Below are 25,752 nucleotides of genomic sequence, written 5' to 3'. Positions count from 1 at the left end.
CATTAGTGAGCCGGGGCCGACACCGGGTCAAGCAGCGACCGGCCGCCATCCACCGTCATGATCTGCCCGGTCATGAAGCTCGATCCGTCGCAGGCCAGGTACTGCACCGCCTCCGCCATCTCGTTCGGCGCCGCGATCCGCCCCAGGGGCGTATGCGCCTCGATATCTTCGCGAAAGTCCTTGTTGTCGCGCAACGTGTCCTTCAACGACGCGCTCATGACCGAGCCGAAAGCAACCGCGTTCACCCGGATCCGGTGCGGCGCCAGCGCCACGGCCAGGCTGCGGGTCATCTGGTCCACTGCCGCCGACGCGATGGAATAGCCCAGCAGGTCGGGATGCGTCCGCCGCCCGGCAATGGACGACAGGTTCACGATAGAGCCCACCGGGCCTTCCTCTTGCCCTTCCGCCTGCTTGATCATCCGTTTCGCCACCAGCTGGCTCAGCCGCAGCGCCGTCATCAGGTTCTGGTTCAGCAATTGCTCCACCGCGTCGTCATCGGGGTTCAGCGGGTCCGACGGCAGCAATTGCCGCCACGCGTTCACCAGAACGTCCACATCGTCAAAGGCGTCGATCGTCGCCGACAACAGGTTCGCCTGCGTCAGCTTTTCCCGCAGATCCCCCGCGAACCAGCGCTTGTTCGCGCCATCCTCGTTCTCGCCCAGCTCGTGCTTCAGAAGCTTCTCGTTCATGTCGGCGAACATCACGTTCGCCCCCTTGTCGACGAAATGCCGCCCGATGGCGAGGCCCACGCCGCTCGCCGCGCCGGTCACGATGACCGTCTTTCCCTGTATCGAAAAGGACATGGCTCGATCTCTCCCTGATGGCCCGTCGGACCTGTCTAGCGCAACTCAGCCGCGGGTGCGAGCCGGTCTTGCCGCCTGCACGATCTTGAACCGGTTGTCGCCGCCGATCTCGCGCACATCACCGAACGCCGCCGAAAGATCGCCCTCATAGGGCAGATGCCGGTTGGCGACCATGAAAAGCTGCCCGCGCGGCGACAGCATCCGCGCCGCGGACCGAATGAAGGCGCGCCCAAGACCCGGGTCGCTCGATCGTCCGATATGAAACGGCGGGTTCATCACCACCGCATCCAGCGGCCCCGGCGCGGCCCAGGTCAGCGCATCGGCCCAGTGGAACGCGGCGCGTGCGTCGCTAACGTTCTGGCGCGCACAGTCCAGCGCGACATGATCCGCCTCGACAAGGTGCAGCGCCTGCACGCTCTCGCGGCGCAGTACGTGATGCGCCAGGTACCCCCAGCCCGCGCCGAGATCGACGACCTGCGCGCCCAGCTTCTCTGGCAGGGCGTCGGCCAAAAGGCGCGAGGCCGGGTCTACCCCGTCCGCCGAGAAAACCCCCGGCGCGGTGACGAAGGTTTTGCCATCCTCCTCCACCGTCATGTGCTCGGCCAGCGCCCAGTCGGAAAAGTCAGACCCGGCGTCGATGGTGAACAGCTTGCCATGCGCCTTCGACAGCGGCGCCGACACCTCGGCCCGGCCGCGGCAGGCTTTCAGGATCGATTCGATCCCGTCCGTCTTGGCCCCGTCCACCACGACGATCCCGTCACTGACGCTGGCGGCCTCCGCGATCAAACCCTGGCACAACGCCTTCGCGCGCGTGGCAAAGACCACCGCCGCACCGTACCGCCCCTCGGCCTCCAGCACACAGTCCCATCCGGCGGCCTGGAACGCCTCCCAATCGGGCCGGAATCGGGTGATGACCTGCGTGCGGTCCTTGGGCAGCGCCGACAGGTCCGCCCCGGTGCGCGGCGCAAACACGGCCACCCGCGCGCCCTCGGGCCACGCGATGGTGCCATCCTCCACGGCCAGCGACAGGCGCGATGCCGTGCTCACCTTATTCCTTTTCCATGGTGCATTGCAGCGGATGCTGGTGGCGCCGGGCGAAATCCATCACCTGCCCCACCTTGGTCTCCGCGATCTCGTGGCTGAAGACGCCGACCACCGCGACACCTTTCTTGTGCACGGTCAGCATGATCTCGAACGCCTGCGCATGGTTCATGCCGAAGAACCGTTCCAGCACTGCCACGACGAATTCCATCGGGGTATAATCGTCGTTCAGCAGCAACACCTTGTAAAGCGGTGGCCGCTTGGTCTTGGGCTTGGTATCGACCACCACGGCGGCATCGCCGTCGCCGTCATCGTCCTTGCCCGACATGATCACCTGATGCTGCATCAATCCCCGTTGCGCGTATGGCGTTTCGTGAGCGGTTTATATAACTTCCCGAGTGCGTCTGAAAAGGGGGCGCATCCTGGACAAGGGTCGCAATGTCGCAAATTCTCACGACAATCTCATTCGATGCCGATGACACGCTCTGGCACAACGAACGCTTCTTCAAGCTGACCCAGGACAGATTCGCCGATCTCCTGCGCGATTACGTCGACGGACACCACCTGGCAGAGCACCTGCTGGCCGCCGAAAAACGCAATCTCGGGCATTACGGATTCGGGATCAAGGGCTTTACCCTGTCGATGATCGAAACCGCCATCGACGTTACCGACGGCCGCGTGCCCGCTTCGGTCATCTCCGAACTGATCGCTGCGGGCCGCGAGATGCTGGAACACCCCATCGAGCTTTTGCCCCACGCCCGAGACGCCGTCGAGGCGGTGGCCGGCACCCACCGCGTGCTTCTTGTTACAAAGGGCGACCTTCTCGACCAGGAGCGCAAGCTGGCCCAGTCCGGCCTGGGCGACCTTTTCGACGCGGTCGAGATCGTGTCGGACAAGACACCTCAGGTTTACACCCGCATCTTCGACCGCCACGGCGATGGCGCGGCCCATGCGCTGATGGCCGGCAATTCCCTGCGCTCGGACGTGAACCCGGTGATCGCGGCGGGCGGCTGGGGCGTGCACGTCCCCCACGACCTGACCTGGGGCTACGAGGTGGACGACGCGCCCGAAGATGCCACGCGGTTCCGAAAGGTGAAGAACCTGGGCGAATTGCCCGCGCTGGTACAGGAAATCGGCTGACAGCCGCGCGACATCAATTCGCAAATGTAGGGTGGGTGAAACCCACGCGTGCCTCGGTCGACGCTTCCCGCGTAGGGTGGGTGAAAACCCACCACACCCCAACGGTCAAACCTACTCCAGAACCGCCGCCGCCTCGATCAACCCGGCGCCGCCCTTGTTCTGCAACAGCACCGCCACCGGCGCATCGCCCCCGGCTTCCGCCTCGACGCGCAACGGCGCGGCCCCGTCCCAATCGCCCAGGCTTCGCATCTCGGTCACCACGTTGGCATAGCTGATCGTCCGGCCCGCGTTCTCGCCGCGCTTGATATGCACCGTGCTTTCGGGCCTGTAGCGCACCAGTTGCACCGTAAGCGGTCCGTCAAGCTCCACCAGGCGCTCCGCCTCCACCACGACTGTCTCGCCCTGCCGCATCAGGTCCAGGTCCACCGTGCGCGGCAGCCGCCGGTGCCGGTCGATCACGTCCACCACGTCCATCGCCCGATTGCCCACCACGTCATCGGCCCCGTTGACCACCATCTGCGGGGTATAAACCACCCGCCGATCCGCCGCCTTGGCATAGGCCCGCTGGCGCTTGGTGTACGCCGGGTTCGCGAAACTGTCCTTCCAGCCGATGTAATCCCAGTAATCCACGTGCAGCGACAGCGCGATCACGCCCTCATGCCCCGCCAGCTTGTGAAAGAACTTGTCCGCCGCCGGGCACGAGGAACAGCCCTGGCTGGTGAACAGTTCCACCACCACGGGGCGGTCTGCCTCCTGCGCCATCGCCGGTGCCGCGAAAAACAGCACAACAGCCGCAAGCCCCGTGATCAGTCTGCTGATTTTCATGCCTGGCGCTCTACCTATTTGTTCGTGACGTCGCTTCTGAGTATTCATCACGGCATGAAACTGCCAATCAAGGTTTCGAGAGAGTCGCGTGAAAACTGTAACATTCACAAATTGTGTGCAATAGTATACAATAAACGCCAAACCCCTCTTGAACGACTCTCAGGTTTGGGTCAGAAGCAAGCCAGACAATCCTGCCTTCATACGTGAAAGGATATCCACCAATGCCCATTACAGTCGGCCACGACTCCTCCAAGACCCGCAAGACGCTGAAGGTCGGTGACACCTCCGTCGCCTACTATTCCATTGCCGCCGCCGAAGAGGCGGGCCTGGGCGATTTCTCCAAGCTGCCCGCCGCGCTCAAGGTGGTGCTGGAAAACATGCTGCGCTTCGAGGACGGCAAAACCGTCACCACCGATGACATCAAGGCCTTCTCCGACTGGGCCAAGGACGGCGGCAAGGGCACCAAGGAACTCGCCTACCGCCCCGCCCGCGTGCTGATGCAGGACTTTACCGGCGTGCCCGCCGTGGTGGACCTCGCCGCGATGCGCGACGGGATCAAGGAACTGGGCGGCGACGCGCAAAAGATCAATCCGCTCAACCCCGTCGACCTGGTGATCGACCACTCGGTCATGATCGACGAATTCGGCAACCCCCGCGCCTTCCAGATGAACGTCGACCGTGAATACGAGCGGAACATGGAACGCTACCAGTTCCTGAAATGGGGCCAGGGGGCGTTCAACAACTTCCGCGTGGTGCCGCCGGGCACCGGCATCTGTCACCAGGTGAACCTCGAATACCTCGCCCAGACGGTCTGGACCGACCAGGACCAGAACGGCGAAACCGTCGCCTATCCTGACACCCTCGTGGGCACCGACAGTCACACTACCATGGTCAACGGCGCATCCGTTCTCGGTTGGGGCGTCGGCGGGATCGAGGCCGAGGCCGCAATGCTGGGCCAGCCCATCTCGATGCTCATCCCCGAAGTCGTCGGGTTCGAGCTTTCCGGCAAGATGGTCGAAGGCACCACCGGCACCGACCTCGTGCTGAAGGTCGTGGAAATGCTGCGCGAGAAAGGCGTCGTCGGCAAGTTCGTCGAGTTCTACGGCGACGGGCTCGACACCTTGCCGCTGGCCGACCGCGCCACCATCGCCAACATGGCCCCCGAATACGGCGCCACCTGCGGCTTCTTCCCGATCGACGACGAAACCCTGCGCTACCTGCGCCAGACGGGCCGCGACGAGGACCGCATCGCGCTGGTGGAAACCTACGCCAAGGAAAACGGCTTCTGGCGCGGATCGGATTACAACCCGGTCTACACCGACACGCTGCATCTCGACATGGGCACCATCGTACCCGCCATCTCCGGCCCCAAGCGCCCGCAGGACTACATCGCGCTCGACAAGGCCGCATCGGCCTTCCACGCCTATGTCAAAGGCATCCGCGAAGGCAAGGATGCCGGCCCCGACACCGAGGCCCGCTGGGAAGGTGAAGGCGGCGCGCCCGAGCCGCGCGATATCCCCGGCAACGAAGGCCACCACAAGAAAGGCTGGTACACCGACGAGGCGGGCCACAAGCACCAGCTGCATGACGGCTCGGTGGTGATCGCCTCGATCACGTCCTGTACCAACACCTCCAACCCCTACGTGATGATCGGCGCCGGCCTCGTGGCCCGCAAGGCGCACGAGCTTGGCCTGACGCGCAAGCCCTGGGTCAAGACCTCGCTCGCGCCCGGCTCTCAGGTCGTGTCGCACTACCTCGAGGCGGCCGAGCTTCAGGATGATCTCGACGCCATCGGCTTCAACCTCGTGGGCTACGGCTGCACCACCTGCATCGGCAACTCCGGCCCTCTGGCCGAACCGATCTCGAAATGCATCAACGACAGCGACCTGATCGGCGTCTCGGTGCTGTCGGGCAACCGCAACTTCGAGGGCCGCATCTCGCCCGACGTGCGCGCCAACTACCTCGCCTCGCCGCCGCTGGTCGTGGCCTATGCGCTGGTGGGCGACATGAATGTCGACATCGCCAACGACCCGCTGGGCCAGGACAAGAACGGCAACGACGTCTACCTCAAGGACATCTGGCCGTCGCAAAGCGAAATCGCCGAACTGGTCGAAAAGACCGTCACGCGCGAGGCGTTCCAGTCCAAGTATGCCGACGTCTTCAAGGGCGACGAGAAATGGCAGCAGGTCGAGACCTCAGACGCCGAAACCTACGACTGGCCGCCGCAATCGACCTACGTCCAGAACCCGCCCTACTTCCAGGGCATGAGCAAGGACCCGGGCACGATTTCCAATATCGAGGGCGCCCGCGTTCTGGCGCTTCTGGGCGACATGGTCACGACCGACCACATCTCGCCCGCGGGGTCCTTCAAAGAAACCACCCCGGCCGGCGAATACCTGCGCGAACGCCAGGTTCCGGTGCGCGAGTTCAACTCCTACGGCTCGCGTCGCGGCAACCACGAGGTGATGATGCGCGGCACCTTCGCCAACATCCGCATCAAGAACGAGATGCTGGACGGCGTCGAAGGCGGCTACACCAAGGGCCCCGACGGCGAACAGACCTCGATCTTCGACGCCGCAATGGCCTACCAGGAGCAAGGCACGCCGCTCGTGATCTTCGGCGGTGAGCAATACGGCGCGGGCTCCTCGCGCGACTGGGCCGCCAAGGGCACCGCACTTCTGGGCGTCAAGGCCGTCATCGCCGAGAATTTCGAGCGTATCCACCGTTCGAACCTCGTCGGGATGGGCGTCATTCCGTTCGAGTTCACCGGCGGCGACACCCGCAAGACGCTGGAGCTGACCGGCGAGGAAGAGGTCTCGATCCACGGCCTCGACGACATCAAGCCGCAGGCCGAGGTGCCCTGCACGATCACCTACAAGGATGGCACGACGAAAGAGATCACTCTCAAGTGCCGGATCGATACGGCGATCGAGATCGAATACGTCGAACACGGCGGCGTGCTGCACTATGTGCTGCGCAACCTGGCACAGGCGCCGATGGCGGCGGAGTAACGCCCCTTCGGTCCGCATCTAACCACATCGCAGAAAGGCCCCCGAAGCTTGATCCGGGGGCCTTTTTGTATGCCCAGACGATCACGCGACGGCCGCCTCTGCGCCAAGGGGTCTCGCCACCGCTCCAGGCTTGGCGGGACACCGTTGGGACGCCCCGCTTGAACGCGTCTTTTCGGGGCTAACGGACCACAAGGCTTTGCCCATGACCCAGCATCGTCAGTTGCAGAAGTCACACCTCTCCGAAGTATTTTCGTTTTGCCGGTCGACATTGGCCGATCAGCTTTGCAAGCATTCCATTTCAACCGGTCTGCGCGAAAATGTTTCGATGACCCCAGGCAAAAAAAAGGTGCCACATGGCAACTTATGAGATTTCAGGCTTCGCGTCCTACCAGGTGAACACCACGAACACCGACACGTTCTTCGAGGGAACCTCGGTGCAAAACTTCACCTTCGACGACGGGAATGGTGTGGGCGACATGTTCTTTTCGGAGAACGAAATCGTCGCCACGGTCTCGGGCGAGCAACTGCCATATCTGGGCACCCTGAACGTGGACATGGTCGGAGGCGGCACGATGGAACTGGCCCTGGTACAAGGTGCGGCCAGCTTTGTGGATCCGAACATCATTCAGGTGCTGATCGTTGTTCCGGACTATCTTTCTGTGTCGGACTTCAATTTCCCGCAACCGATCGTCTACGACTCGCGCTCCACGGACGATTTTGCCACCTGCTTTGCCGCGGGCACGCTGATCGCCACCCCTGACGGAGAAACCGCGGTAGAAGCGCTGTGCGCCGGCGACCTTGTGACCACCGCAAAGGGCCGCGCGGTGCCGGTCAAATGGATCGGACGACAGACCCGTTTGCCGTTCTTCTCTGGCGCGGCCGTCGCACCTGTGCGCATCAAAGCGGGCGCTTTGGGCGACGGACTGCCGCACAACGACCTGACAGTAACGGCAGATCATGGGATGATCCTTGACGGGCTGGTGATCACTGCAGGCGCGTTGGTAAACGGCGAGACCATTACCCTCGTGCCGACCGCCGAGCTGCCGAACCGTCTGACCTACTACCATATCGAGACCGAGAACCACGACATCATCCTTGCCAATGGCGCCCCTGCCGAGACCTTCATAGACTACGTCGGAAGGCAGAGTTTTAGTAACTACCGCGAGTATGTCGACCTCTACGGCGAGGACCGCACAATCAACGAAATGGCCTATCCCCGTATCAGCGCCGCACGGCTGGTGCCGCAGGCGATCCGGGATCGGCTGTGCATTGCGGAAATGCACGCGGCCTGAACACTAAAGAGGGGCGGCTTCCCCGCGCACACGACCCGACACCATGTAGGGTGGGTGATAACCCACGCGCGCGCCCCTCAAACCCACACCCTCCCCTTGCCGACACCCCCCACGGCCCGTATCTATGTCCCGACAGCCCTCAAACCCCGGGAGAGACAGATGTTCAAAGGACTAGGCCAGCTTGGCGACATGAGCAAAATGATGAAGGCCGCGCAGGAAATGCAGACCAAGATGGCCGACCTGCAGGAAGAGATGCACAACATCACCGTCACCGGCGAATCCGGCGCGGGGCTGGTCAAGGCCGTCTGCTCCGCCAAGGGCGAGTTGAAAAGCCTCGATATCGACCCCTCGATCTTCAACTCCGACGACAAGGAAGTGGTCGAGGACCTGATCCTCGCCGCCATCAAGGACGCCCAGGCGAAGGCTAACGAAAAGGCGCAGGAAGAGATGGGCAAGCTGACCGAGGGCATGGGCCTGCCCGAAGGCATGAAGCTGCCGTTCTGAGGCGCCTCCCGCCCTCATGAACTCCACCCGCGACATCGATGCCCTGATAGAGATGATGGCCAAGCTGCCGGGCCTCGGCCCCCGCTCGGCCCGGCGTGCGGTGCTGCACATGATCCGCAAGCGCGAACTGCTGCTCTCGCCGCTTGCGGACCTGATGGGCCAGGTCGCGCTGACCGCCCGCGAATGCATCGTCTGCGGCAATGTCGGCACCACCGAGACCTGCGATATCTGCCTGTCCGATAAACGTGCCAACGGCATGCTCTGCGTGGTCGAAGACGTCGCCGACCTCTGGGCGATGGAACGCGCGTCCGTCTTCAAGGGCCGCTACCACGTGCTTGGCGGCACGCTCTCGGCGCTCGATCAGGTCGGCCCCGAGCAGCTTCGCATCCCCAGGCTGGTCGACCGCATCGAAACGGAGAACATTTCCGAGGTCATCCTCGCACTCGGCGCCACCGTGGACGGCCAGACCACCGCCCACTACATCGCCGACCAGCTCGAAGACCGCGTCACCCTCACCTCGCTGGCGCAGGGCGTCCCCGTCGGCGGCGAGCTCGACTATCTCGATGATGGCACCATCACCGCGGCCCTCAACGCGCGAAAGGCACTCTGACCCGCGCCTGACCCGACCTGTCCGCAATCCCACGTAGGGTGGGTGATAACCCACCTTTGCTGGGCGAAAACCCACGCCGTTCACACCATGACACCCCCGAACAACACCGCCCGCGCCATCCTCGTCATCACCCTCGCGGTGGCGGCCCTGGCGCTCGGCGATGCGCTCATCAAGCTCTCATCCGGCGCGATCTCGCTCTGGCAGATGTTCATCCTGCGCTCGGCCCTAGTGCTGCCCGTACTGCTGGCCCTCATGGCGCTCGTCGCGCGGTCCGCCTTCGCGCTGCGCCACCCCGGCTGGACCAGCCTGCGCAGCCTGATCCTCGTCGCCATGTGGGTCGCCTACTATGCCGCCCTGCCGCATGTGCCCCTGTCCGTCGCGGCGTCGGGTTATTACACCTCGCCGCTCTTCATCACGCTCTTCGGCGCGCTGGCCACCCGCACCCCCATCGCCCCGCGCCACTGGCTGGCCGTGGCGATCGGCTTTGCCGGCGTGCTTCTGATCATCAAGCCCACGCCCTCGGGCCTGTCCACCTATGCGCTCCTGCCCCTGCAGGCAGCCATGCTCTATGCCATCGCCATGCTGATGACCGGAACGCGCTGCCGGGGCGAACATCCGCTGATGCTCTCCGCCGTGCTGAACGTCGCCTTCATCCTGGCGGGCGGCCTCGCCTTCGCCCTCCTGCCTGCCCCGACGGGCACAGCCGCGCCCTTCACCGCTGCATGGACAACGCTCGACGCCGCCGACTGGCGGACCATCGCGATCCTCGCCACCGCCATCCTGATCGGCAGCATCGGCGCCGCCTATGCCTACCAGAACGGACCGCCCGCGGTGATCGGCACGTTCGATTTCACCTACGTCGGCTTTTCCGCCCTCTGGGGCTGGCTCATCTTCACCGAACGCCCCGACACGCTTTCGTCTCTCGGCATCGCGTTCATCGTCGGCGCGGGCCTGCTGGCCACCTCCCGCCCCGCGCCCACTCCCTGATCACGCGCGCCGCCTACGAAAAAACCGCGCCCGTTCCCGGACGCGGTTCGCAGTCGTCAACGATGTCCGGCAGGCGTCAACCCCGGTTGTCCTCGTCGTCCTCGTCATCCTCGCCGTCATCATCGGGCAGGTTGAAGAAACTGTCGGCGTCGTATTCCTTTTCCGTCTCGTCCTCGCCGGCGGTCTCTTCCCCGCCCAGGCTGAACGTCTCCAGCCCTTCGATGGCCGTGGGCATCCGCGGCTCGGCATCCGACTCTAGGCTCTGCTCGGTCGACAACAGCTTGCGGCGCTCGTCATCGTCGATCGCCTGGCCTTCCTTGGCCTTCTTGGCGGCGGCCTTCTGCACGGCGGCGTCCAGCTCGGTCTGCTTGCACAGGCCCAGCGCCACGGGGTCGATCGGCTGCATGTTCGAGATGTTCCAGTGCGTGCGCTCGCGAATCGTCTGGATCGTCGGTTTGGTCGTGCCGACCAGCTTGGCGATCTGCGCATCGGCAAGTTCGGGGTGGAATTTCACCAGCCACAGGATCGCGTTCGGCCGGTCCTGCCGCTTCGACAGCGGGGTATAGCGCGGCCCGCGGCGCTTTTCCTCGCCCACGGCGGCGGCATTGTATTTCAGCTTCAGCCTGTGCAGCGGATCCTTCTCGGCCTTGTCGATATCCTCCTGCGTCAGCTGGTTGTTGGCGATGGGGTCGAACCCCTTCACCCCGGCGGCCACGTCGCCATCGGCGATCCCCTGGATTTCCAGCTCGTGCATCCCGACGAAATCGGCAATCTGCTTGAAGCTGATCGTGGTGTTGTCCACCAGCCAGACGGCGGTGGCCTTGGCCATCAACGGTTTCGACATCTCTCAAAGGCTCCTTCACGCATATCTTTCCCCTCGCCTGAAACGGCGGTCCCGGGGGCCGGGACGGGTTCTCGTTGTCGGGGAACTTGGCGGCTATATAGTAGCCCCGAACACAAAAAGAAAGAGTGAACATGCGGCTGCTTTTCGCCCTGCTTTTCTCCGCCACCACGGCATTGGCCGAGGACGACCGCCCCGGCGAATTCGACTATTACGTCCTGTCGCTCAGCTGGTCGCCCACCTGGTGCGCGCTCGAGGGCGACGACCGCGGCTCGCCGCAATGCGACGCGTCGCGCGATCACGGCTGGGTGCTGCACGGGCTCTGGCCGCAATACCACCGCGGCTGGCCCGAACACTGCCAATCCGCCGAACGCCCGCCCTCCCGTGCCATGACGGGCGAGATGGCCGACATCATGGGCACCTCCGGGCTGGCGTGGTACCAATGGAAGAAACACGGCACCTGCTCCGGCCTCTCCGCCCCCGCCTACTATGCCCTGTCACGAGACGCATACGGCCGCATCACCCGCCCCGAGGTCTTTCGCAAACTGAAAGACCCGGTCAAGCTCCCCGCCTCCGTTGTCGAGGAAGCGTTCCTCAAGGCCAACCCCAAGCTCGAGCCCGACGGCATCACGATCACCTGCCGCGCGGGCCGCATCCAGGAAGCCCGCATCTGCCTCTCCCGCGACCTCGCCCCAGTCCCCTGCGGCCGCGACGTGATCCGCGACTGCACACTGGACGATGCGCTGTTCGATCCGATTCGATGAAGCCAGCCTTCGCATTCTACGCCTGCAACCTTTGACACCTTGAAAAAACCGATTTGCGGACGAAGCGGACGTGTCACAGCCCATGTAGGGTGGGGTTTTACCACGACGGGGATGGTGGGGTAAAACCCCACCCTACGATATACGTCACCCCGGGCTCCATGAAGCCATTCTCAGCGGCAGCAAAATCCCGCTTGCGCAGCGTCCTCACGCCCGCCACCTGCGTCAGACCACCCGCAGCACCAGCACAACAACCGCCACCGGCACCAGCAGCACGTGCAGCACCAAGTCGAACCAGTTGCTGCTGCCCCAGCCCATCACCCACGCCAGCTGCCCCAGAACGGCCACCCCCGCCAGAAACCAGTTCCCCGTCACCAGCGCGTACAGGCACACCGCCAGCACCATCTCCGCAACCGGCCACGGCGCATAGCCAAACCGGTACACATCCACCGGGATCACTCCGAACGCGCACGCCAGGAACGCCACGTAGGCGCACAGGAACACCGCAATCTCCACGCCCGAAAACCCAGGCACGTCCCAACCCAAGGAAACCGCCACATGCCGCAGCGCCAACGCCGGCAACATCACCCCGAACGGCGCCAGCACCGCCACCGCGCCATTCAACGCCACCGTGTCGCGCCACAAAACGCCCACCAGAACAGCGGCCACCATCGCCAGCCCGGCGGCCAGGGACGACGACAGCACCAGCCCGCTCAGGGCAAACACCACCCAGCCCAGCACCACCGCCACGCCCACCGTCGCACCCAGCCCGCTCATTGCGTCGCCACCCAGGCACCGTTCAGCACATGCGCCCGAAGCCCCGTCTTGTTGCCAACGGAGTAGACCAGCGCGATCCCGCCCCCTTTCAGCCGCCGCAACATCGGATACCGCGCCCCGGCCCCGTTCGGTTCAAGCTCCCGCAAGACGCGCCAGCTGTCCCCTTCATCCTCCGACAACAGCAGCCGAAGCCGGTCCCCCCCACCAGGGTCGTCATTCGCCGCCATCAGGATGCGCCCACCGCCCAGCGGCAGCGCCGCCACCGGCGCGCTCGGATTCGGCATGTCCGAAGCCACCACCTCGGACCAATTCTGCCCGCCATCCTCGGTATGGCTCACCAGCAGCTTCCCCGACGGCGCGAAATCTCGCAGCCACGCCACCGCGCGGTTCTCGCCCAAGGGCACGATCATCGGCTGGATCGGCTGGCCCGCCCCGGTCATCCGCGCCGTATCCCGCACCCGGCCGCCCGGCCCCAACCGCACCAAGACTCCATGCGCCGCCCCCATCTCGAAATAGGCCGGCAACCCCATACTCCCGTCGGCAAACTGCACCATCGGCGACTTCACCAGGTGCGACCGGTTCAGAAAAGGCGAAAGGTTCAGCTTGCGGGCGCGCACTGGCCCAGCCGCTCCCATCTCCACATCGGCGACCGAAGCCATCGCCCAGCCCCCCACCGACACGACCGTGGCGAACACATGGCCCCGTTTCGCCTCGTTCTCCACCGTATTGCCCAGCGTCACCACCAGCTGCGGCGGGTTCATCGCCTCGCCCAGCGCCGCCCGCGTGATCCGCACGTCCCGCCCGGCCGCCTGCCACCCTTCCGACCCGTGCCTGAATGCGGCACCGTGAATGTCCACATCCGCCTGCGCCTCCTGCGAGCCTTCGAACCACAGCACGTCAAAGCCGCCCTCGGTCACCACGACCGATGCCGAATGCGCCTGCCCCTCTCCGACATCATACTCAAAGACCGTCTCGAAAGCCGGATCCCCCTCCGTCGGCACCGCCCCCGGCACGGCAAAGCGCCACACCGGCGGCACATCTCGCGCAATGGCCCAGGCGCTTAGGCCCACGCTCACCGCCATCAGGCAAAGGATCACCACCTGCGCCATGCCCATCGCCTCAGCTTGCCTCGTTTCCAGAACCCCGTCATCCGATCCGTGGTATCAGCCCGCCCGGAAAAAGCAACAAACAGCGCCCGATCACACCGCCACCCAGCCCTTGGAGCCACTCTTTTCCTCTGGCTGAAAATATCCCCGCCGGAGGCCCCGACAGACGTCACCGGGCGCACCAATAGCCGATGTCACGTAGGGTGGGTGAAAACCCACCTTTGGTGGGCAATAACCCACCGCCGTCTCTACCGTGTCCACCGCCCCGGCAACCCGCCGGTCCGCCCCGGCGCGGGCTTGCTGATTTTCGAGAACACCGACAACGGCCCCGCCATCAGCCCGCTCACCACGCGGTTCTCCCGCGCCTTCGCCTTGACCTTCTCGATTCGCATCACGTCCTCGATCCGCCGGTCCAGGAACTCCCAGGTCCGCACGTGTCCCTCGCTCTCGTCGCCCAGCCAGTACAGTACGGTCGACGAATAGACCCCCGACAACGTCGCCCGCTTCGTATACCAGTTCACGTCGTCCGAGGTATCGCCCAGCGCCTCCCAGATCTTGTCGCAGGTGCCCCAGACCGCCTTGGCCCCGTCCACCGCGTGATGCGGCAGCGCAAACAGCGTCACGCCCCGGCGCACCAGTTCCTTGTCCTCGACCGCCTCCAGCCGATAGCGCACGGCGGCCGCGACCCGCTCGCTATAGCGCATCTGGCTCAGGTCTTCCCGCGCCATCCGCTCCAGCATCGCCGCGTCGCCCTCCTCGCGAAAGGCCAGCGCCAGATCGACGGCGCCGCGCGGGCATGCCGCGCGCGCCACGCCCATGGACACTCCGGCATCCTCCACCGCGGCGCGGAACGTGGCCTCGGTCCATCCGTCAAAGGCCACATGCGGTTTTGCCGCTTCCAAAAGCTGCGTTTTCACGTCGGGATCACTCATTCCGGGGCTCCTTTTCGTGCTGATCTGCATCGGCATCCTTCGCCTAGACAAACTAGGACGGCTTTGCTATACGGCCACTTCCTGCACTTTATGCAACTTTAACCTAGAAAGGTGGTGACAACCACATGCAGGTCAGTGTTCGCGACAACAATGTCGATCAGGCGCTTCGTGCCCTGAAAAAGAAACTGCAGCGTGAGGGCGTTTTTCGTGAAATGAAGCTTCGGCAACATTTCGAGAAACCGTCCGAGAAAAAAGCGCGCGAAAAGGCCGAGGCTATCCGCCGCGCCCGCAAACTCGCACGCAAGAAGGCCCAGCGCGAAGGTCTCCTGTAAGACCGCCGCAACGGCCACACGCATTGTCAAGACGACCCCCGGGCAGCCGCTTCGGGGGTTTGTCTTTATTCGAGGGGGCAATCCCCGTTTTGGAATCAGCCGCCCGCGCCTATATGATGGCGCAACCTGAACCCGTTGAGATCTATCCGATGACCGATTCTGCGCCCATCACCCAGGATGTCCTGACCATCCCCCGCAAGCAGCCCGAGGGGCCGATCAACCTTGTCGGCCTCACCCGCGACGCCCTGCGCGACACCCTGATCGCCCACGGCACCCCGGAAAAGCAGGCCAAGATGCGCGTGAACCAGATCTGGCAGTGGATCTACCAATGGGGCGTGCGCGATTTCGCCGCCATGACCAACCTCTCCAAGGCCTACCGCGCCGAGCTGGCCGAGAAATTCATCATCGAGCTGCCCGAGATCGTCGACCGCCAGATCAGCGCCGACGGCACCCGCAAGTATCTCGTCCGAATCGCCGGCGGGCACGAGGTGGAAACCGTCTATATTCCCGAGGAAGACCGCGGCACGCTCTGCATCTCCTCCCAGGTCGGCTGTACCCTCACCTGCTCCTTCTGCCACACCGGCACGCAAAAACTGGTGCGCAACCTGACCGCCGGTGAAATCATCGGCCAGGTCATGCTGGCGCGCGACGACCTCGATGAATGGCCCAAGCCCGGCGTCGGCATGGGCACCGATGGCCCGCGCCTTCTGTCCAACATCGTGCTTATGGGCATGGGCGAGCCGCTCTACAATTTCGACAACGTCCGCGACGCCATGAAAATCGCCATGGACGGCGAAGGCATTGCGCTCTCCCGCCGTCGCATCACGCTCTCCACGTCCGGCATCGTGCCCGAAATCCACAAGACGGCCGAGGAGATCGGCTGCATGTTGGCCGTCTCCTTCCACGCCACCACCGACGAGGTGCGCGACAAGCTGGTACCGATCAACCGCAAATGGAACATCGCCGCGCTCCTCGATGCGCTGCGCGCCTATCCCAAGGCGTCGAACTCCGAGCGGATCACGTTCGAGTACGTCATGCTCAAGGACATCAACGACAGTGACGCGGATGCCCGCCGCCTGATCAACCTGATCAAGGGCATCCCGGCCAAGATCAACCTGATCCCGTTCAACGAATGGCCCGGCGCCCCGCACCAGCGCTCCGACTGGGACCGGATCGAGAAGTTTGCCGATATCATCTACAAGGCCGGCTACGCCTCGCCCATCCGCACCCCGCGGGGCGAGGACATCATGGCCGCCTGCGGACAGCTCAAATCCGCCACCGAGCGTCAGCGCAAGTCCCGCCGCGAAATCGAGGCCGAGGCCGGACTGTGAAAATTCACGTCATCCCGGGCTTGACCCGGGATCGTCGCATCTCTTAAACCCCCGGACCAAGCCGGGGGACCCTTTGATTCTTTTCCCCCCTGCCGCCCGCCATCCCGCCCTTTTCATCCACACTGCATCATTTGGAACACCCGATGGCTTCCGACACCGAACTTCTTCTCTGCCCCGTCAACCTGCGCCACCTCGAAACCCACACCCGCGCCTATGAAGAGGCCGTCGCAATGGCCAAGCGCCGTGGCGCCAAGCTGATCGTGGCCACCGTCGCCCCTGAGATGGAGCGAAACCTCAACATCCGCGACTCCGAGGCGTACTGGTCCCAGCAACTGGCGAAATTCATCAAGGACAACCCCGCTGACGGGGTCGAGGTCGAAACCGTGGTGCGCAAAGGCGCGATCCACCGCCAGATCGTCAAGCTTGCCTGCGAGCGCAATGTGGATGTCATCGTGATGAACTCCGCCAATCCCAAGGTGCAGGATTACCTGCTCGGCACCACGGCCAGCCACGTCGTGACCCACGCCAAGTGCTCGGTCTACGTGGTGCGCGCCTGATCCCGCGGGCTGCCTGACACCCCACCAAGGTCAAGGTTGCGATCAAGAGTGACAGTGCTAAGTGTCTCGCAAACCGAAGACCAGCACTGGACGACCGATGTTTCTTTTGACCCGTATTCTGCTCGTGGCCGCGCTCGGCCTGTTTTTCCTGACGCCGGCCAGCGCGCAAGAGGCCAACGTGCCTTCCGCCGAGGCACAGCAGCTCATTGACCTGCTCGAAAACCCCGAGGCGCGCGATGCACTGATCCAGTCGCTGCGCGGCGCTGCCGAAACCACCACCGCCGACGAGGTCGTCGATCCCGAGGAAGACACCTCCATCGGTCGCCAGCTGGCCGATTTCACCAAGTCGTTCTTCGAAACCGCCGCCACCTCCATCGGCTCCGCTTTCGGTGCGGTCGTCGCCCTGCCCAACACGCTCATGGCGCTCGATGGCGGGCAAGTCGACGTGCTGTGGGAGGCGCTCCAGGCGCTCGCCGTGGTCATCGTCGTCACCGTTGGTTCCTATCTCCTGCTGCGCGCCGGCGCGAAGCTGATCTATCGCCGCATGGGCGACAAGGCCCATGACTGGGGCTTCGTGCGCACCCTTGCGGTAGTCGCGGCCACCACGCTTATCGACATCCTTGTGGTCCTTGCGGCTTGGGGCCTGGGCTATCTCGTCGCGCTTTATCTTTACGGCGAAACCGGTGTCATCGGCGTGCGCCAGACGCTCTATCTCAACGCCTTTCTGCTTGTCGGGCTGGCCAAGGTGGCGCTCCGCGCGGTACTCGCGCCCACAACCCACGAACTGCGCTTCATCGCCATCTCCGACGTCGCCGCCCGCCGCATGTCGTCGTGGTTCGGCGCCATTGCCTCCGTGATCGGCTACGGCCAGCTTCTGATCGTCCCCATCGTGAACCGGCAGGCCTCCTATGCCGCCGGGCGCGGCATCTCGACCCTGCTGGCCTTCATCGCTATCGCCATGGCCGCCATCCTGGTGGTCCGCTCGCGCAAGGACGTGGCGGGCTGGATCCTCGGCCCCACCCCCGAAGAGCGGCCCAGCGCCCTGCGCTTCATCGGGCGCAACTGGTACATTCCCGTGTTGCTCTATCTCGCCGGCCTTGCCGTCATCGTGGCCGCGCGGCCCGATGGACTGATCCTGCCCTTGCTGCTGAACTCGGCCCAGGTGATCGGCATCATCATCCTCGGGGTGTTGCTCTCGGGCGGGCTGTCACGCTTTGCGGTGCGCGGAATGCACATGCCGATGAACCTCAGCAGCCGGATGCCCACGCTCGAGCCGCGGATCAACTCGCTGCTTGGCCGCGTGATCCAGATCGTGCGTGTCTTCATCGTGATCGGCGTTCTGGCCTTCGCGCTCGACGCCATCGGGCTGTGGGACATTTCCGGCTTCATGCGCAGCGAATTCGGCACCTGGGCCGCCGGCGCCATCGTCAGCATCGCCTTCATCCTGCTGACCGGGGCGATCCTGTGGCTCGCGCTGGTATCCTGGGTCGATTACCGCCTGAACGCCGAGTTCGGCAGCGCCCCAACCTCGCGCGAGATCACGCTCCTGACGCTCTTGCGCAACGCCGCCACCATCGCACTGTTGGTCATCATCCTGATGTTCGTTCTGGCCGAACTTGGCGTCGACATCGCCCCGCTCATCGCCTCCGCCGGTGTGCTGGGCCTGGCCATCGGCTTCGGTGCGCAAAAAATGGTGCAGGACATCATCACCGGCATCTTCATCCAGTTCGAAAACGCCATCAACGTGGGCGACGTGGTCACGCTGGGCGGCACCACCGGCACGGTCGAGAAGCTGACCATCCGCTCGGTCACCCTGCGCGACCTGCACGCCGTGGTGCACGTCATACCGTTCTCGTCCGTGGACATGGTGTCGAACTACGTGCGCGATTATTCCTACTTCGTCGCGGATGTGGGCATCGCCTACCGCGAGAACGTCAACGACGGCAAGGATGCCATGGTCGACGCGTTCGAGGAGTTGCGGGCAAGCGAAGCCGGTGAGAGCATCACCGGCGATCTCGAATGGTTCGGCGTGCAAGCCCTCGGCGACAGCGCCGTCGTCCTGCGCGCCCGGATAAAGACCGTGCCCGGCACGCAATGGGGCATCGGCCGCGCCTATAACGAGATCTGCAAGCGGATCATGGACGAGCGCGGCATCGAGATCCCCTTCCCGCATCAAACCGTCTACTTCGGCGAGGACAAGGACGGCACCGCCACCCACCTGCGCCTCGACCGCAACGCGGACGAGGCCAAAACGATAGAGGGGTCCAGCCAGCCCGCGGCGAAGGACACGAAGAAAACCAAGGATCCTCATCTCGACATGGAAGACGACGCGGACGTCTGACGGGGCGACATTTCATGCGCAGAGAATGCCCCGGAAAATTTGCATTTTCCGGGCGACACCGTGCGGTCCGTTAACCCGCCAAATGTGCAAAAATCGCACCGTCGCGATACCACTGGAATACCGACGCGATACCGACGTCACGTTTTCACGGCAAGGCGGCCCGTTAACCCTTGCGCCCACAATGTGCAGAAATCTTTTTCGTGACACATTTCGGGACGATTGCCGCCACTCAGCGTGATTATCCCCGTTTCATCAACCTATTTGTGGAAGGGTAGGAAACGATGGGATTTGAAACCAAAAACGACATCCGCGATTTCGTGATGCAAGAACGCCAACGCTGCATCTCTGACCGGGAATGGAAGTTCCGTCTGCGCGGTTACGGCTTTGCCATCCGCGACACCGAGCAGGGCCCGATGGTCACCTCGCTGATCGGTCGCGGCGATCTCTGCACGCTGGGTGCCGGCGCCTGATACCGTCGTTACAGGGTTGAATTTCCGCGTCGCACGGTATTCGCTGTGGCAAAGCGGAAAGGACACTCATGACATCCTATCTCGGCGTGATCGGCGGCTCCGGCCTCTATCAGATCGACGGCCTGCAACACCCTGAATGGGTCACGGTGGACACCCCCTGGGGCGCGCCCTCCGACCAGATCCTTACGGGTATGCTGGGCGACACCTACATGGCCTTTCTGCCCCGTCACGGGCGCGGCCACGTGCACAGCCCCTCGACGGTGCCTTACCGCGCCAATATCGACGCGCTGAAGCGTCTGGGCGCGACCGACATCATCAGCGTCTCCGCCTGCGGCTCGTTCCGCGAACAGTTGGCGCCGGGCGATTTTGTCATTGTGGATCAGTTCATTGACCGCACTGTCGCGCGCGAGAGCTCCTTTTTCGGCCAGGGCTGCGTCGCCCATGTCAGTATCGCACATCCGACCTGTCCGCGGCTTGGGTCCGCCTGCGCCGAGGCCGCCCGCGCGGCCGGCGTGACCGTGCACGAGGGCGGCACGTACCTCGCCATGGAAGGCCCGCAATTCAGCACGCTGGCGGAATCGAAAATGTACCGCGACAGCTGGGGCGCCGACGTCATCGGCATGACCAACATGCCCGAGGCCAAGCTCGCCCGCGAAGCCGAGCTTTGTTATTCTTCCGTCGCCATGATCACCGATTATGACAGCTGGCACCCCGACCACGGAGAGGTCGACGTCACGCAGATCATCGCCACCCTTTTGGGCAACGCCGACAAGGCCCGCGACATGGTTGCCCGCCTGCCCGGACTGCTGGGATCGGACGACCGTGACGCCTGTGCCCATGGCTGCGACCGCGCGCTCGAACATGCCATCCTCACCGCGCCCGAGGCCCGCGACCCCGCCCTGGTGTCGCGCCTGGACGCCGTCGCCGCCCGTGTCCTTTAGAAAGGTTTAACCCGATGCCCCTAGACCTCTGGCTGACATTCGTCGCGGCCACCATCGCGCTGCTTCTGATCCCCGGCCCGACCGTGCTGCTGGTCCTGTCCTACGCGCTCAGCCAGGGAAAACGCGTCGCTGTCGCCAGCGCCACCGGCGTCGCCCTTGGCGATTTCATCGCGATGACCGCATCCCTTCTGGGGCTCGGTGCGCTCGTTCTGGCCTCGGCCACGCTGTTTACGGTCCTGAAATGGATCGGTGCGGCCTACCTCGTCTATCTCGGGGTCAAACTATTGCGCAGCCCGCCCAGCACCGGGTTGGATCACACGGCAAACGGCGCGAAACCCGCGCGGGGCGTCTTCTGGCACGCCGCCGCCGTCACCGCGCTGAACCCCAAGTCGATCGCGTTCTTCATCGCCTTCGTCCCGCAATTCGTAAGCGTTGACAATGCGTTAGCGCCGCAGTTTGCCATCCTGATTGCTACCTTCGTTGCCCTTGCCTGGATAAATGCACTGACATACGCCTTGCTTGCCGACAAGTTGCGTCAAACCATCGGGCGGCCCTCCGTCATCACTTGGCTCACCCGTGGCGGCGGCGCGGCGCTGATGGGCATGGGCGTCATGACAGCCGCCCTGCGCCGCACCGCGTGAACAGCCTACCGGGCACCGTCCTCGTCCTCGGAGCCGATGGGTTCATCGGCCGTCACCTCGCCTTCGGCCTGCGGGACGCGGGCTGGAGCGTGCTCGCCTGCGCCCGCCGCACTTCCCGCCTGAAACACATGGGTTTCAATACGTTGGAGGTCGATCTCACCAACCCGAGCGCCCACGATCCCGCCTTCTGGCGCACCCACCTCGATGGCATCACCCACATCGTCAACAGCGCCGGCGTCCTTGACGCGTCCCATTCGGTCTATACCGCCTTTCACGTCATCGCCCCCGAGGCGCTCTATTCCGCGCGTCCCGACGCACAGGTGCTCCTGATCTCTGCCGTCGGTATCGACGGATCGGACACCGACTTCGCCCGGTTCCGCCACAAGGCAGAGGAAATCGCGACACAGCATGATGTAACCGTCCTCCGCGTCGGCCTTGTCCTGGGCGAGACTTCCTATGGCGGCTCCTCGCTTGCCCGTGCGCTGGCGGCCCTGCCCTTCGCTATCCCTGTCATCGGCGACGGCCAACAGGCCTTCAACCCGATCCACGCCGCCGATCTCGCCCGCGCCGTCGATCACCTGCTGCGCCATCCTCCGGGCCCCGGCCCGCACGACATCGGCGGGCCTGAAACCGTCACGCAAGCCGGAATGCTGCAGGGTCTCCGAGCGTGGTTGGGCCTGCCGCCCACCCGCCATCTACGCCTGCCGGTCAGGCTGGCCACTTGGATGGGCCGCGTCGGGGATCTCATGCGCCTTGGGCCCATCTCGGCCACCTCAGTCGCCCAGTTGCAGAACGGCGTGTTGGCCGACCATGCCACGCTGACCGAAACCCTGCCGGAAAAGCCCCGCGGCTTCTCCACCTTCCTTGGCGCCCGTCCGACCGGCACGCAGGATCTCTGGCACGCCAGGCTCTACCTCGCCCGCCCGGCCCTGCGCATCGTACTGGGCCTTCTGTGGCTGGCCTCCGGCCTTCTGGGTCTCTTCCTGCCGCGCGCCGATTTCCTGCCGCTGATTCCGGACACAGCTCTGCCCGACACGGCCCTCGTGGCGATGGCGCGACTGGGCGGCCTGATGGATCTCGCTCTTGCAGCCGCCCTGTTTCGCGGCTGGCGCCCCCGCCTCGTCGCCGGGCTTCAGGCCACGCTGGTCCTCGCCTACACCTTTGCTTTCACATTGCTTTCCCCCGGCCTTTGGCTGCTGCCGCTCGGCGGTATGCTCAAGAACCTGCCGATCCTCGCCCTTATTGCAATCCATTTCATTCTCGAGGACGAGCGCTGACGATGGATCCCTACCTCATTACCAAGTGGCTGCATATTCTCAGCTCGACCGTCCTTTTCGGCACCGGCATCGGCACCGCGTTCCAGATGGTCTGGGCGATGCGCACGGGCCGGGTGCAGACGATCCATTCCGTTGCCTCGGGCGTGGTGGTGGCGGACTGGCTCTTCACCACCCCCGCCGGGATCGTGCAGCCTCTGACCGGCCTCGCCCTCATCCACATGGCCGGGTTCGACCCCTTCGCACCGTGGCTCTTGGTCACCTACGCGCTTTACCTTCTCGGCTTCGCCTGCTGGGCACCTGTCGTGCGGCTTCAGATCCGCATCCGCAACCTCGCCGCCGAGGCGCTGCATACCGACGCCCCTCTGCCACAAGCCGCCCACCGCGCCTACCGCATCTGGTTTGCCCTCGGATGGCCCGCCTTCGCGTCACTCACACTGGTCTTCTGGCTGATGGTGACGAAGCCCGCACTTTGGTAGGCTCTCAGCCGTTCTTCTTGATGAATTTCCGGATGAACCCGCGGATTTCCCGCGCCGCGCTGGTGTCCATTTCCTTGCACAGTTCAATGAATCTGTCGCGGTCATCCTTGTTCAGCCGCAGGATCAACTGGCTGTCTTTCTTCCCGGCTTTCTTGTCGTCACTCTTGGCCACGCGAGCTCCTGATTTGCGTTTTCCGTCACCAGTATCGCAAAGTATATACAAAGCATATGCAGCCTTGGCAAACCCTCTTGTAAATCAATTCCTTGGGCGTCAATACCCCGCCGATCCCAGCCAAACCTTGCGATTTTGCGCCAGTTGCGCCAAACGCAAAGACGGACAGGCCCAACCGGAGATACAGCCATGCCCAACGCGAAAACGGTCAAGGATTACATCCGCACCATCGTCGATTTCCCGCATGAAGGCATCATGTTCCGCGATGTCACTACGCTCTTCGCAGACCCGCGCGGGTTGCGGCTGGCGGTGGACCAGCTGCTGCACCCCTATGCTGGGATGGAGATCGACAAGGTCGTGGGGCTCGAGGCACGCGGCTTCATCCTGGGTGGCGCGGTGGCACACCAGCTGGGCAAGGGCTTCGTGCCGATCCGCAAGAAGGGCAAGCTGCCCGGCGCCGTGATCTCGGAGGAGTATCAACTGGAATACGGCGAGGCGATCGTCGAGATCCATGACGACGCCATCGCCCCGGGCGAAAAGGTCTTGTTGGTCGACGACCTTCTGGCGACCGGCGGCACCGCCGAGGCCGGGATCAGGCTGATCGAACGGCTGGGCGGCGAGATCGTCGGCTGCGCCTTTGTCATCGACCTGCCCGATATCGGCGGCCGCGCCCGGCTCGAAGCGCTCGGCATGGATGTCCACGCGCTCTGCGCGTTCGAGGGCGACTAGAGCTCTTCGTACCAGTCGTCGATGATCTTCACCGCCTCCTCGGCGGTCTCGACGAACTGAAAGAGGTCCAGGTCCTCGGCGCTGATCGTGCCCGCGTCCGACAGGGCCTCCCAGTTGATGATCCTGCGCCAGAATTCCTCACCGAACAGCAGGAACGGAACCCGCTTCATCCGGTCGGTCTGGATCAGCGTCAGCGCCTCGAACATCTCGTCCAGCGTGCCGAACCCGCCGGGGAAGCAACAGATCGCCTTGGCCCTCATCAGGAAATGCATCTTGCGGATGGCAAAGTAATGGAAGTTGAAGCATAACCCCGGCGTCACGTACTCGTTCGGCGCCTGCTCATGCGGCAGAACGATGTTCAGCCCGATCGAGGTACCCCCCGCATCGGCAGCGCCCCGGTTGCCCGCCTCCATCACGCCGGGCCCGCCGCCCGTGGCCACGACGAACTCGCGTCCATAGCTCTGCATCGACTTCTCGGTCAATATCTTCGCAAAACTGCGCGCCTCGTCATAAAAGCGTGACAGGCCCGCCAGCGTCTCGGTCCGCGCGGTGTCCTTGACGGCCGGTTCGGGAATGCGCGCGCCGCCAAACAGCACCACCGTGCTTTCGATGCCGCGTTCGTTCAGGATCATCTCGGGCTTCAGCAATTCCAGCTGCAACCGCACAGGTCGCAGCTCGTCACGGCACAGGAAATCGTCATCGGCAAAGGCCAGCCTGTACGCCGGCGCACGGGTCTGCGGCGTGTCGGGCACTTGGGCTGCGGTGCTGCGGTCGGAATGCGCATCCCGGAACTGGCTATTGCGGTCGTCTTTCATCCTGCACTTCCCTGTTGGGTTCGTTTCCTCAGGCGTATAGGGTTCCGCACGATTTGCCTAGCCACGGGCGCGTGCGAAAGGGGTTGAAATGGACTGGAAAACCGAGATCGCCGCCGCGAAATTCCGTATCGCCCCGCACCTGCGCCGCACCCCTGCGGCCGAGATGTCGGGCTTTGGCTTGGATCACCCCATCGAGGTCAAGCTGGAGCACACCCAGCATACCGGCAGCTTCAAGCCGCGCGGCGCCTTCAACACGCTTCTGTCACAGGACGTTCCCAAGGCCGGGCTGGTCGCGGCCTCGGGCGGCAACCACGGCGCGGCCGTGGCCTATGCCGCCGCCAAGCTGGGCCACCGCGCCCGCATCTACGTGCCTGAAATGGCCGGCCCCGCCAAGATCGCGCTGATCCGCGACCAGGGCGCCGACCTGCACTTGGTCGAAGGCGCCTATTCCAACGCGCTGGATGCCGCAAAGGAATACGAGGCCGAAACCGGCGCGATGCAGATCCACGCCTATGACACCCCCGCCACCGTGGTCGGCCAAGGCACCTGCATGGCCGAGTGGGAGGACCAGGGACTGAAGGCCGACACCATCCTGATCGCCGGCGGCGGCGGCGGCCTGATCGCCGGCGCACTGGCCTGGCTCGACGGGCGTCGCAAGGTCGTGGCCGTCGAACCTGCAACCTGCGCTGCGCTGAACGCCGGGCTAAAGGCGGGCAAAGGCGTCGATGTCGAGGTCTCGGGCGTGGCCGCCAACGCGCTCGGCGCCCGGCGCATCGGCTCGATCTGCCTTGACCTCGCGCAGCAGAACGACGTGACCGCCGTGACCGTGGATGACGACGCCATCACCGCTTCCCAGCACGCGCTCTGGAAAGACGCCCGACAGTTGGTCGAACCCGCCGGGGCCACCGCGCTCGCGGCCCTGATCAGCGGTGCGTACCAGCCCGACAAACATGAACGGGTCGCGGTACTTGTCTGCGGCGGCAACCTCGCACCGGACCCGCTATCGGCGGATTGACGCCCGTTTTCCCACGGTGCCGGGC

At 64.4% G+C, this 25,752-nt stretch carries 28 protein-coding genes; 18 read left to right on the top strand and 10 right to left on the bottom strand.

All coding sequences use genetic code 11. The features are described from left to right. Positions 1-2 precede the first annotated feature (2 nt). Genes RBB18_RS13620 through clpS form a run of 3 tightly spaced genes read right to left on the bottom strand, consistent with a single transcriptional unit; the run spans position 3 to position 2,190 of the window. Entirely contained in the window at positions 3-803 is an 801-nt protein-coding gene (locus RBB18_RS13620) for an SDR family NAD(P)-dependent oxidoreductase (RefSeq protein ID WP_103763111.1), read from the bottom strand. Positions 804-848: 45 nt separating this feature from the next. Beyond that, positions 849-1,850, bottom strand: a complete 1,002-nt coding sequence (locus RBB18_RS13615; protein WP_306111541.1) for a class I SAM-dependent methyltransferase — start codon at positions 1,848-1,850, stop codon at positions 849-851. Between the two features lies 1 nt (position 1,851). Beyond that, entirely contained in the window at positions 1,852-2,190 is a 339-nt protein-coding gene (clpS, locus tag RBB18_RS13610; RefSeq protein WP_103763109.1) for an ATP-dependent Clp protease adapter ClpS, read from the bottom strand. A 92-nt stretch (positions 2,191-2,282) separates the two neighbouring features. On the opposite strand from clpS, the gene RBB18_RS13605 reads away from it, so the two are divergent. Next, the gene (locus RBB18_RS13605) at positions 2,283-2,984 is read left to right on the top strand and encodes an HAD family hydrolase (RefSeq protein WP_306111542.1); all 702 of its coding nucleotides are present in this window, start codon (positions 2,283-2,285) and stop codon (positions 2,982-2,984) included. A gap of 111 nt (positions 2,985-3,095) precedes the next feature. Here the strand turns inward: RBB18_RS13605 and RBB18_RS13600 are convergent, their stop codons facing one another. After that, on the bottom strand, positions 3,096-3,809 hold the full coding sequence (locus RBB18_RS13600; protein ID WP_306111543.1) for a thioredoxin family protein: 714 nt from the start codon (positions 3,807-3,809) through the stop codon (positions 3,096-3,098). Between the two features lie 221 nt (positions 3,810-4,030). Between RBB18_RS13600 and acnA the strand changes: the two genes are divergently transcribed. The 5 genes from acnA (at position 4,031) to RBB18_RS13575 (ending at position 10,213) form a co-directional block, all read left to right on the top strand. Further along, the gene (gene acnA / locus RBB18_RS13595) at positions 4,031-6,820 is read left to right on the top strand and encodes an aconitate hydratase AcnA (protein WP_306111544.1); all 2,790 of its coding nucleotides are present in this window, start codon (positions 4,031-4,033) and stop codon (positions 6,818-6,820) included. Positions 6,821-7,173: 353 nt separating this feature from the next. Further along, positions 7,174-8,112, top strand: coding sequence for a Hint domain-containing protein (locus RBB18_RS13590; RefSeq protein WP_306111545.1), 939 nt, complete (start codon positions 7,174-7,176; stop codon positions 8,110-8,112). Between the two features lie 159 nt (positions 8,113-8,271). After that, entirely contained in the window at positions 8,272-8,616 is a 345-nt protein-coding gene (locus RBB18_RS13585) for a YbaB/EbfC family nucleoid-associated protein (RefSeq protein ID WP_103763102.1), read from the top strand. 16 nt (positions 8,617-8,632) lie between these two features. Beyond that, a complete protein-coding gene (gene recR / locus RBB18_RS13580; protein WP_306112635.1) occupies positions 8,633-9,226 on the top strand; it encodes a recombination mediator RecR in 594 nt (197 codons plus the stop codon). An 87-nt stretch (positions 9,227-9,313) separates the two neighbouring features. Then, the gene (locus RBB18_RS13575; protein ID WP_306112634.1) at positions 9,314-10,213 is read left to right on the top strand and encodes a DMT family transporter; all 900 of its coding nucleotides are present in this window, start codon (positions 9,314-9,316) and stop codon (positions 10,211-10,213) included. 76 nt (positions 10,214-10,289) lie between these two features. Here RBB18_RS13575 and RBB18_RS13570 read toward each other — a convergent pair whose 3' ends face one another. Beyond that, positions 10,290-11,057 carry a DUF1013 domain-containing protein gene (locus RBB18_RS13570; RefSeq protein WP_103763099.1) on the bottom strand — a complete coding sequence of 256 codons (768 nt, stop codon included), beginning with the start codon at positions 11,055-11,057 and terminating at the stop codon, positions 10,290-10,292. A gap of 131 nt (positions 11,058-11,188) precedes the next feature. Between RBB18_RS13570 and RBB18_RS13565 the strand changes: the two genes are divergently transcribed. Further along, positions 11,189-11,818: a ribonuclease T2 gene (locus RBB18_RS13565; RefSeq protein ID WP_306112633.1), complete on the top strand. Its 630-nt coding sequence runs from the start codon at positions 11,189-11,191 to the stop codon at positions 11,816-11,818. A gap of 222 nt (positions 11,819-12,040) precedes the next feature. On the opposite strand, the gene RBB18_RS13560 is transcribed toward RBB18_RS13565, so the two are convergent. The 3 genes from RBB18_RS13560 to RBB18_RS13550 all read right to left on the bottom strand — a co-directional run bounded on the left by RBB18_RS13560 (position 12,041) and on the right by RBB18_RS13550 (position 14,630). Further along, positions 12,041-12,592 (bottom strand): hypothetical protein, encoded by a 552-nt coding sequence (locus tag RBB18_RS13560; protein ID WP_306112262.1) that lies wholly within the window; start codon positions 12,590-12,592, stop codon positions 12,041-12,043. Beyond that, positions 12,589-13,701, bottom strand: coding sequence for an exo-alpha-sialidase (locus tag RBB18_RS13555; RefSeq protein ID WP_306112261.1), 1,113 nt, complete (start codon positions 13,699-13,701; stop codon positions 12,589-12,591). The genes RBB18_RS13560 and RBB18_RS13555 overlap by 4 nt, the downstream gene beginning before the upstream one ends. A gap of 245 nt (positions 13,702-13,946) precedes the next feature. After that, complete coding sequence (locus RBB18_RS13550; protein ID WP_306112260.1) at positions 13,947-14,630, bottom strand: COQ9 family protein; 684 nt, start codon at positions 14,628-14,630, stop codon at positions 13,947-13,949. 125 nt (positions 14,631-14,755) lie between these two features. On the opposite strand from RBB18_RS13550, the gene rpsU reads away from it, so the two are divergent. From rpsU to RBB18_RS13505, 9 genes are all read left to right on the top strand, one after another. After that, entirely contained in the window at positions 14,756-14,962 is a 207-nt protein-coding gene (rpsU, locus tag RBB18_RS13545) for a 30S ribosomal protein S21 (protein WP_007818122.1), read from the top strand. A gap of 149 nt (positions 14,963-15,111) precedes the next feature. Beyond that, positions 15,112-16,293 (top strand): 23S rRNA (adenine(2503)-C(2))-methyltransferase RlmN, encoded by a 1,182-nt coding sequence (gene rlmN / locus RBB18_RS13540; protein WP_306112259.1) that lies wholly within the window; start codon positions 15,112-15,114, stop codon positions 16,291-16,293. A 143-nt stretch (positions 16,294-16,436) separates the two neighbouring features. Further along, positions 16,437-16,850 carry a universal stress protein gene (locus tag RBB18_RS13535; RefSeq protein WP_274594696.1) on the top strand — a complete coding sequence of 138 codons (414 nt, stop codon included), beginning with the start codon at positions 16,437-16,439 and terminating at the stop codon, positions 16,848-16,850. Positions 16,851-16,947: 97 nt separating this feature from the next. After that, the gene (locus tag RBB18_RS13530) at positions 16,948-19,191 is read left to right on the top strand and encodes a mechanosensitive ion channel domain-containing protein (protein ID WP_306112258.1); all 2,244 of its coding nucleotides are present in this window, start codon (positions 16,948-16,950) and stop codon (positions 19,189-19,191) included. 281 nt (positions 19,192-19,472) lie between these two features. Next, positions 19,473-19,661, top strand: a complete 189-nt coding sequence (locus RBB18_RS13525) for a hypothetical protein (RefSeq protein WP_306112257.1) — start codon at positions 19,473-19,475, stop codon at positions 19,659-19,661. 68 nt (positions 19,662-19,729) lie between these two features. Next, entirely contained in the window at positions 19,730-20,602 is an 873-nt protein-coding gene (locus RBB18_RS13520; protein WP_306112256.1) for an S-methyl-5'-thioadenosine phosphorylase, read from the top strand. Between the two features lie 14 nt (positions 20,603-20,616). Next, complete coding sequence (locus tag RBB18_RS13515; RefSeq protein WP_306112255.1) at positions 20,617-21,243, top strand: LysE family translocator; 627 nt, start codon at positions 20,617-20,619, stop codon at positions 21,241-21,243. Then, positions 21,240-22,520 (top strand): SDR family oxidoreductase, encoded by a 1,281-nt coding sequence (locus RBB18_RS13510; RefSeq protein WP_306112254.1) that lies wholly within the window; start codon positions 21,240-21,242, stop codon positions 22,518-22,520. Before RBB18_RS13515 ends, RBB18_RS13510 begins: the two co-directional genes overlap by 4 nt. Positions 22,521-22,522: 2 nt before the next feature. Continuing rightward, a complete protein-coding gene (locus RBB18_RS13505) occupies positions 22,523-22,996 on the top strand; it encodes a DUF2269 domain-containing protein (RefSeq protein WP_306112253.1) in 474 nt (157 codons plus the stop codon). A gap of 4 nt (positions 22,997-23,000) precedes the next feature. On the opposite strand, the gene RBB18_RS13500 is transcribed toward RBB18_RS13505, so the two are convergent. Further along, positions 23,001-23,168 (bottom strand): hypothetical protein, encoded by a 168-nt coding sequence (locus RBB18_RS13500; RefSeq protein ID WP_170067184.1) that lies wholly within the window; start codon positions 23,166-23,168, stop codon positions 23,001-23,003. Between the two features lie 189 nt (positions 23,169-23,357). Between RBB18_RS13500 and RBB18_RS13495 the strand changes: the two genes are divergently transcribed. Further along, positions 23,358-23,897 (top strand): adenine phosphoribosyltransferase, encoded by a 540-nt coding sequence (locus tag RBB18_RS13495; RefSeq protein WP_103763089.1) that lies wholly within the window; start codon positions 23,358-23,360, stop codon positions 23,895-23,897. On the opposite strand, the gene RBB18_RS13490 is transcribed toward RBB18_RS13495, so the two are convergent. Then, complete coding sequence (locus RBB18_RS13490) at positions 23,894-24,712, bottom strand: LOG family protein (RefSeq protein WP_103763088.1); 819 nt, start codon at positions 24,710-24,712, stop codon at positions 23,894-23,896. The genes RBB18_RS13495 and RBB18_RS13490 overlap by 4 nt on opposite strands. Before the next feature lie 88 nt (positions 24,713-24,800). On the opposite strand from RBB18_RS13490, the gene RBB18_RS13485 reads away from it, so the two are divergent. Next, complete coding sequence (locus RBB18_RS13485) at positions 24,801-25,727, top strand: threonine/serine dehydratase (RefSeq protein WP_306112252.1); 927 nt, start codon at positions 24,801-24,803, stop codon at positions 25,725-25,727. The last annotated feature ends 25 nt before the right edge of the window (positions 25,728-25,752 follow it).

This window comes from Roseovarius sp. MMSF_3298 (assembly GCF_030733705.1).
Classification (GTDB): Bacteria; Pseudomonadota; Alphaproteobacteria; order Rhodobacterales; family Rhodobacteraceae; genus Roseovarius; species Roseovarius confluentis.
Note: the sequence above shows the minus strand (reverse complement) of the source record. Positions and strands in the feature narration are given on the sequence as shown.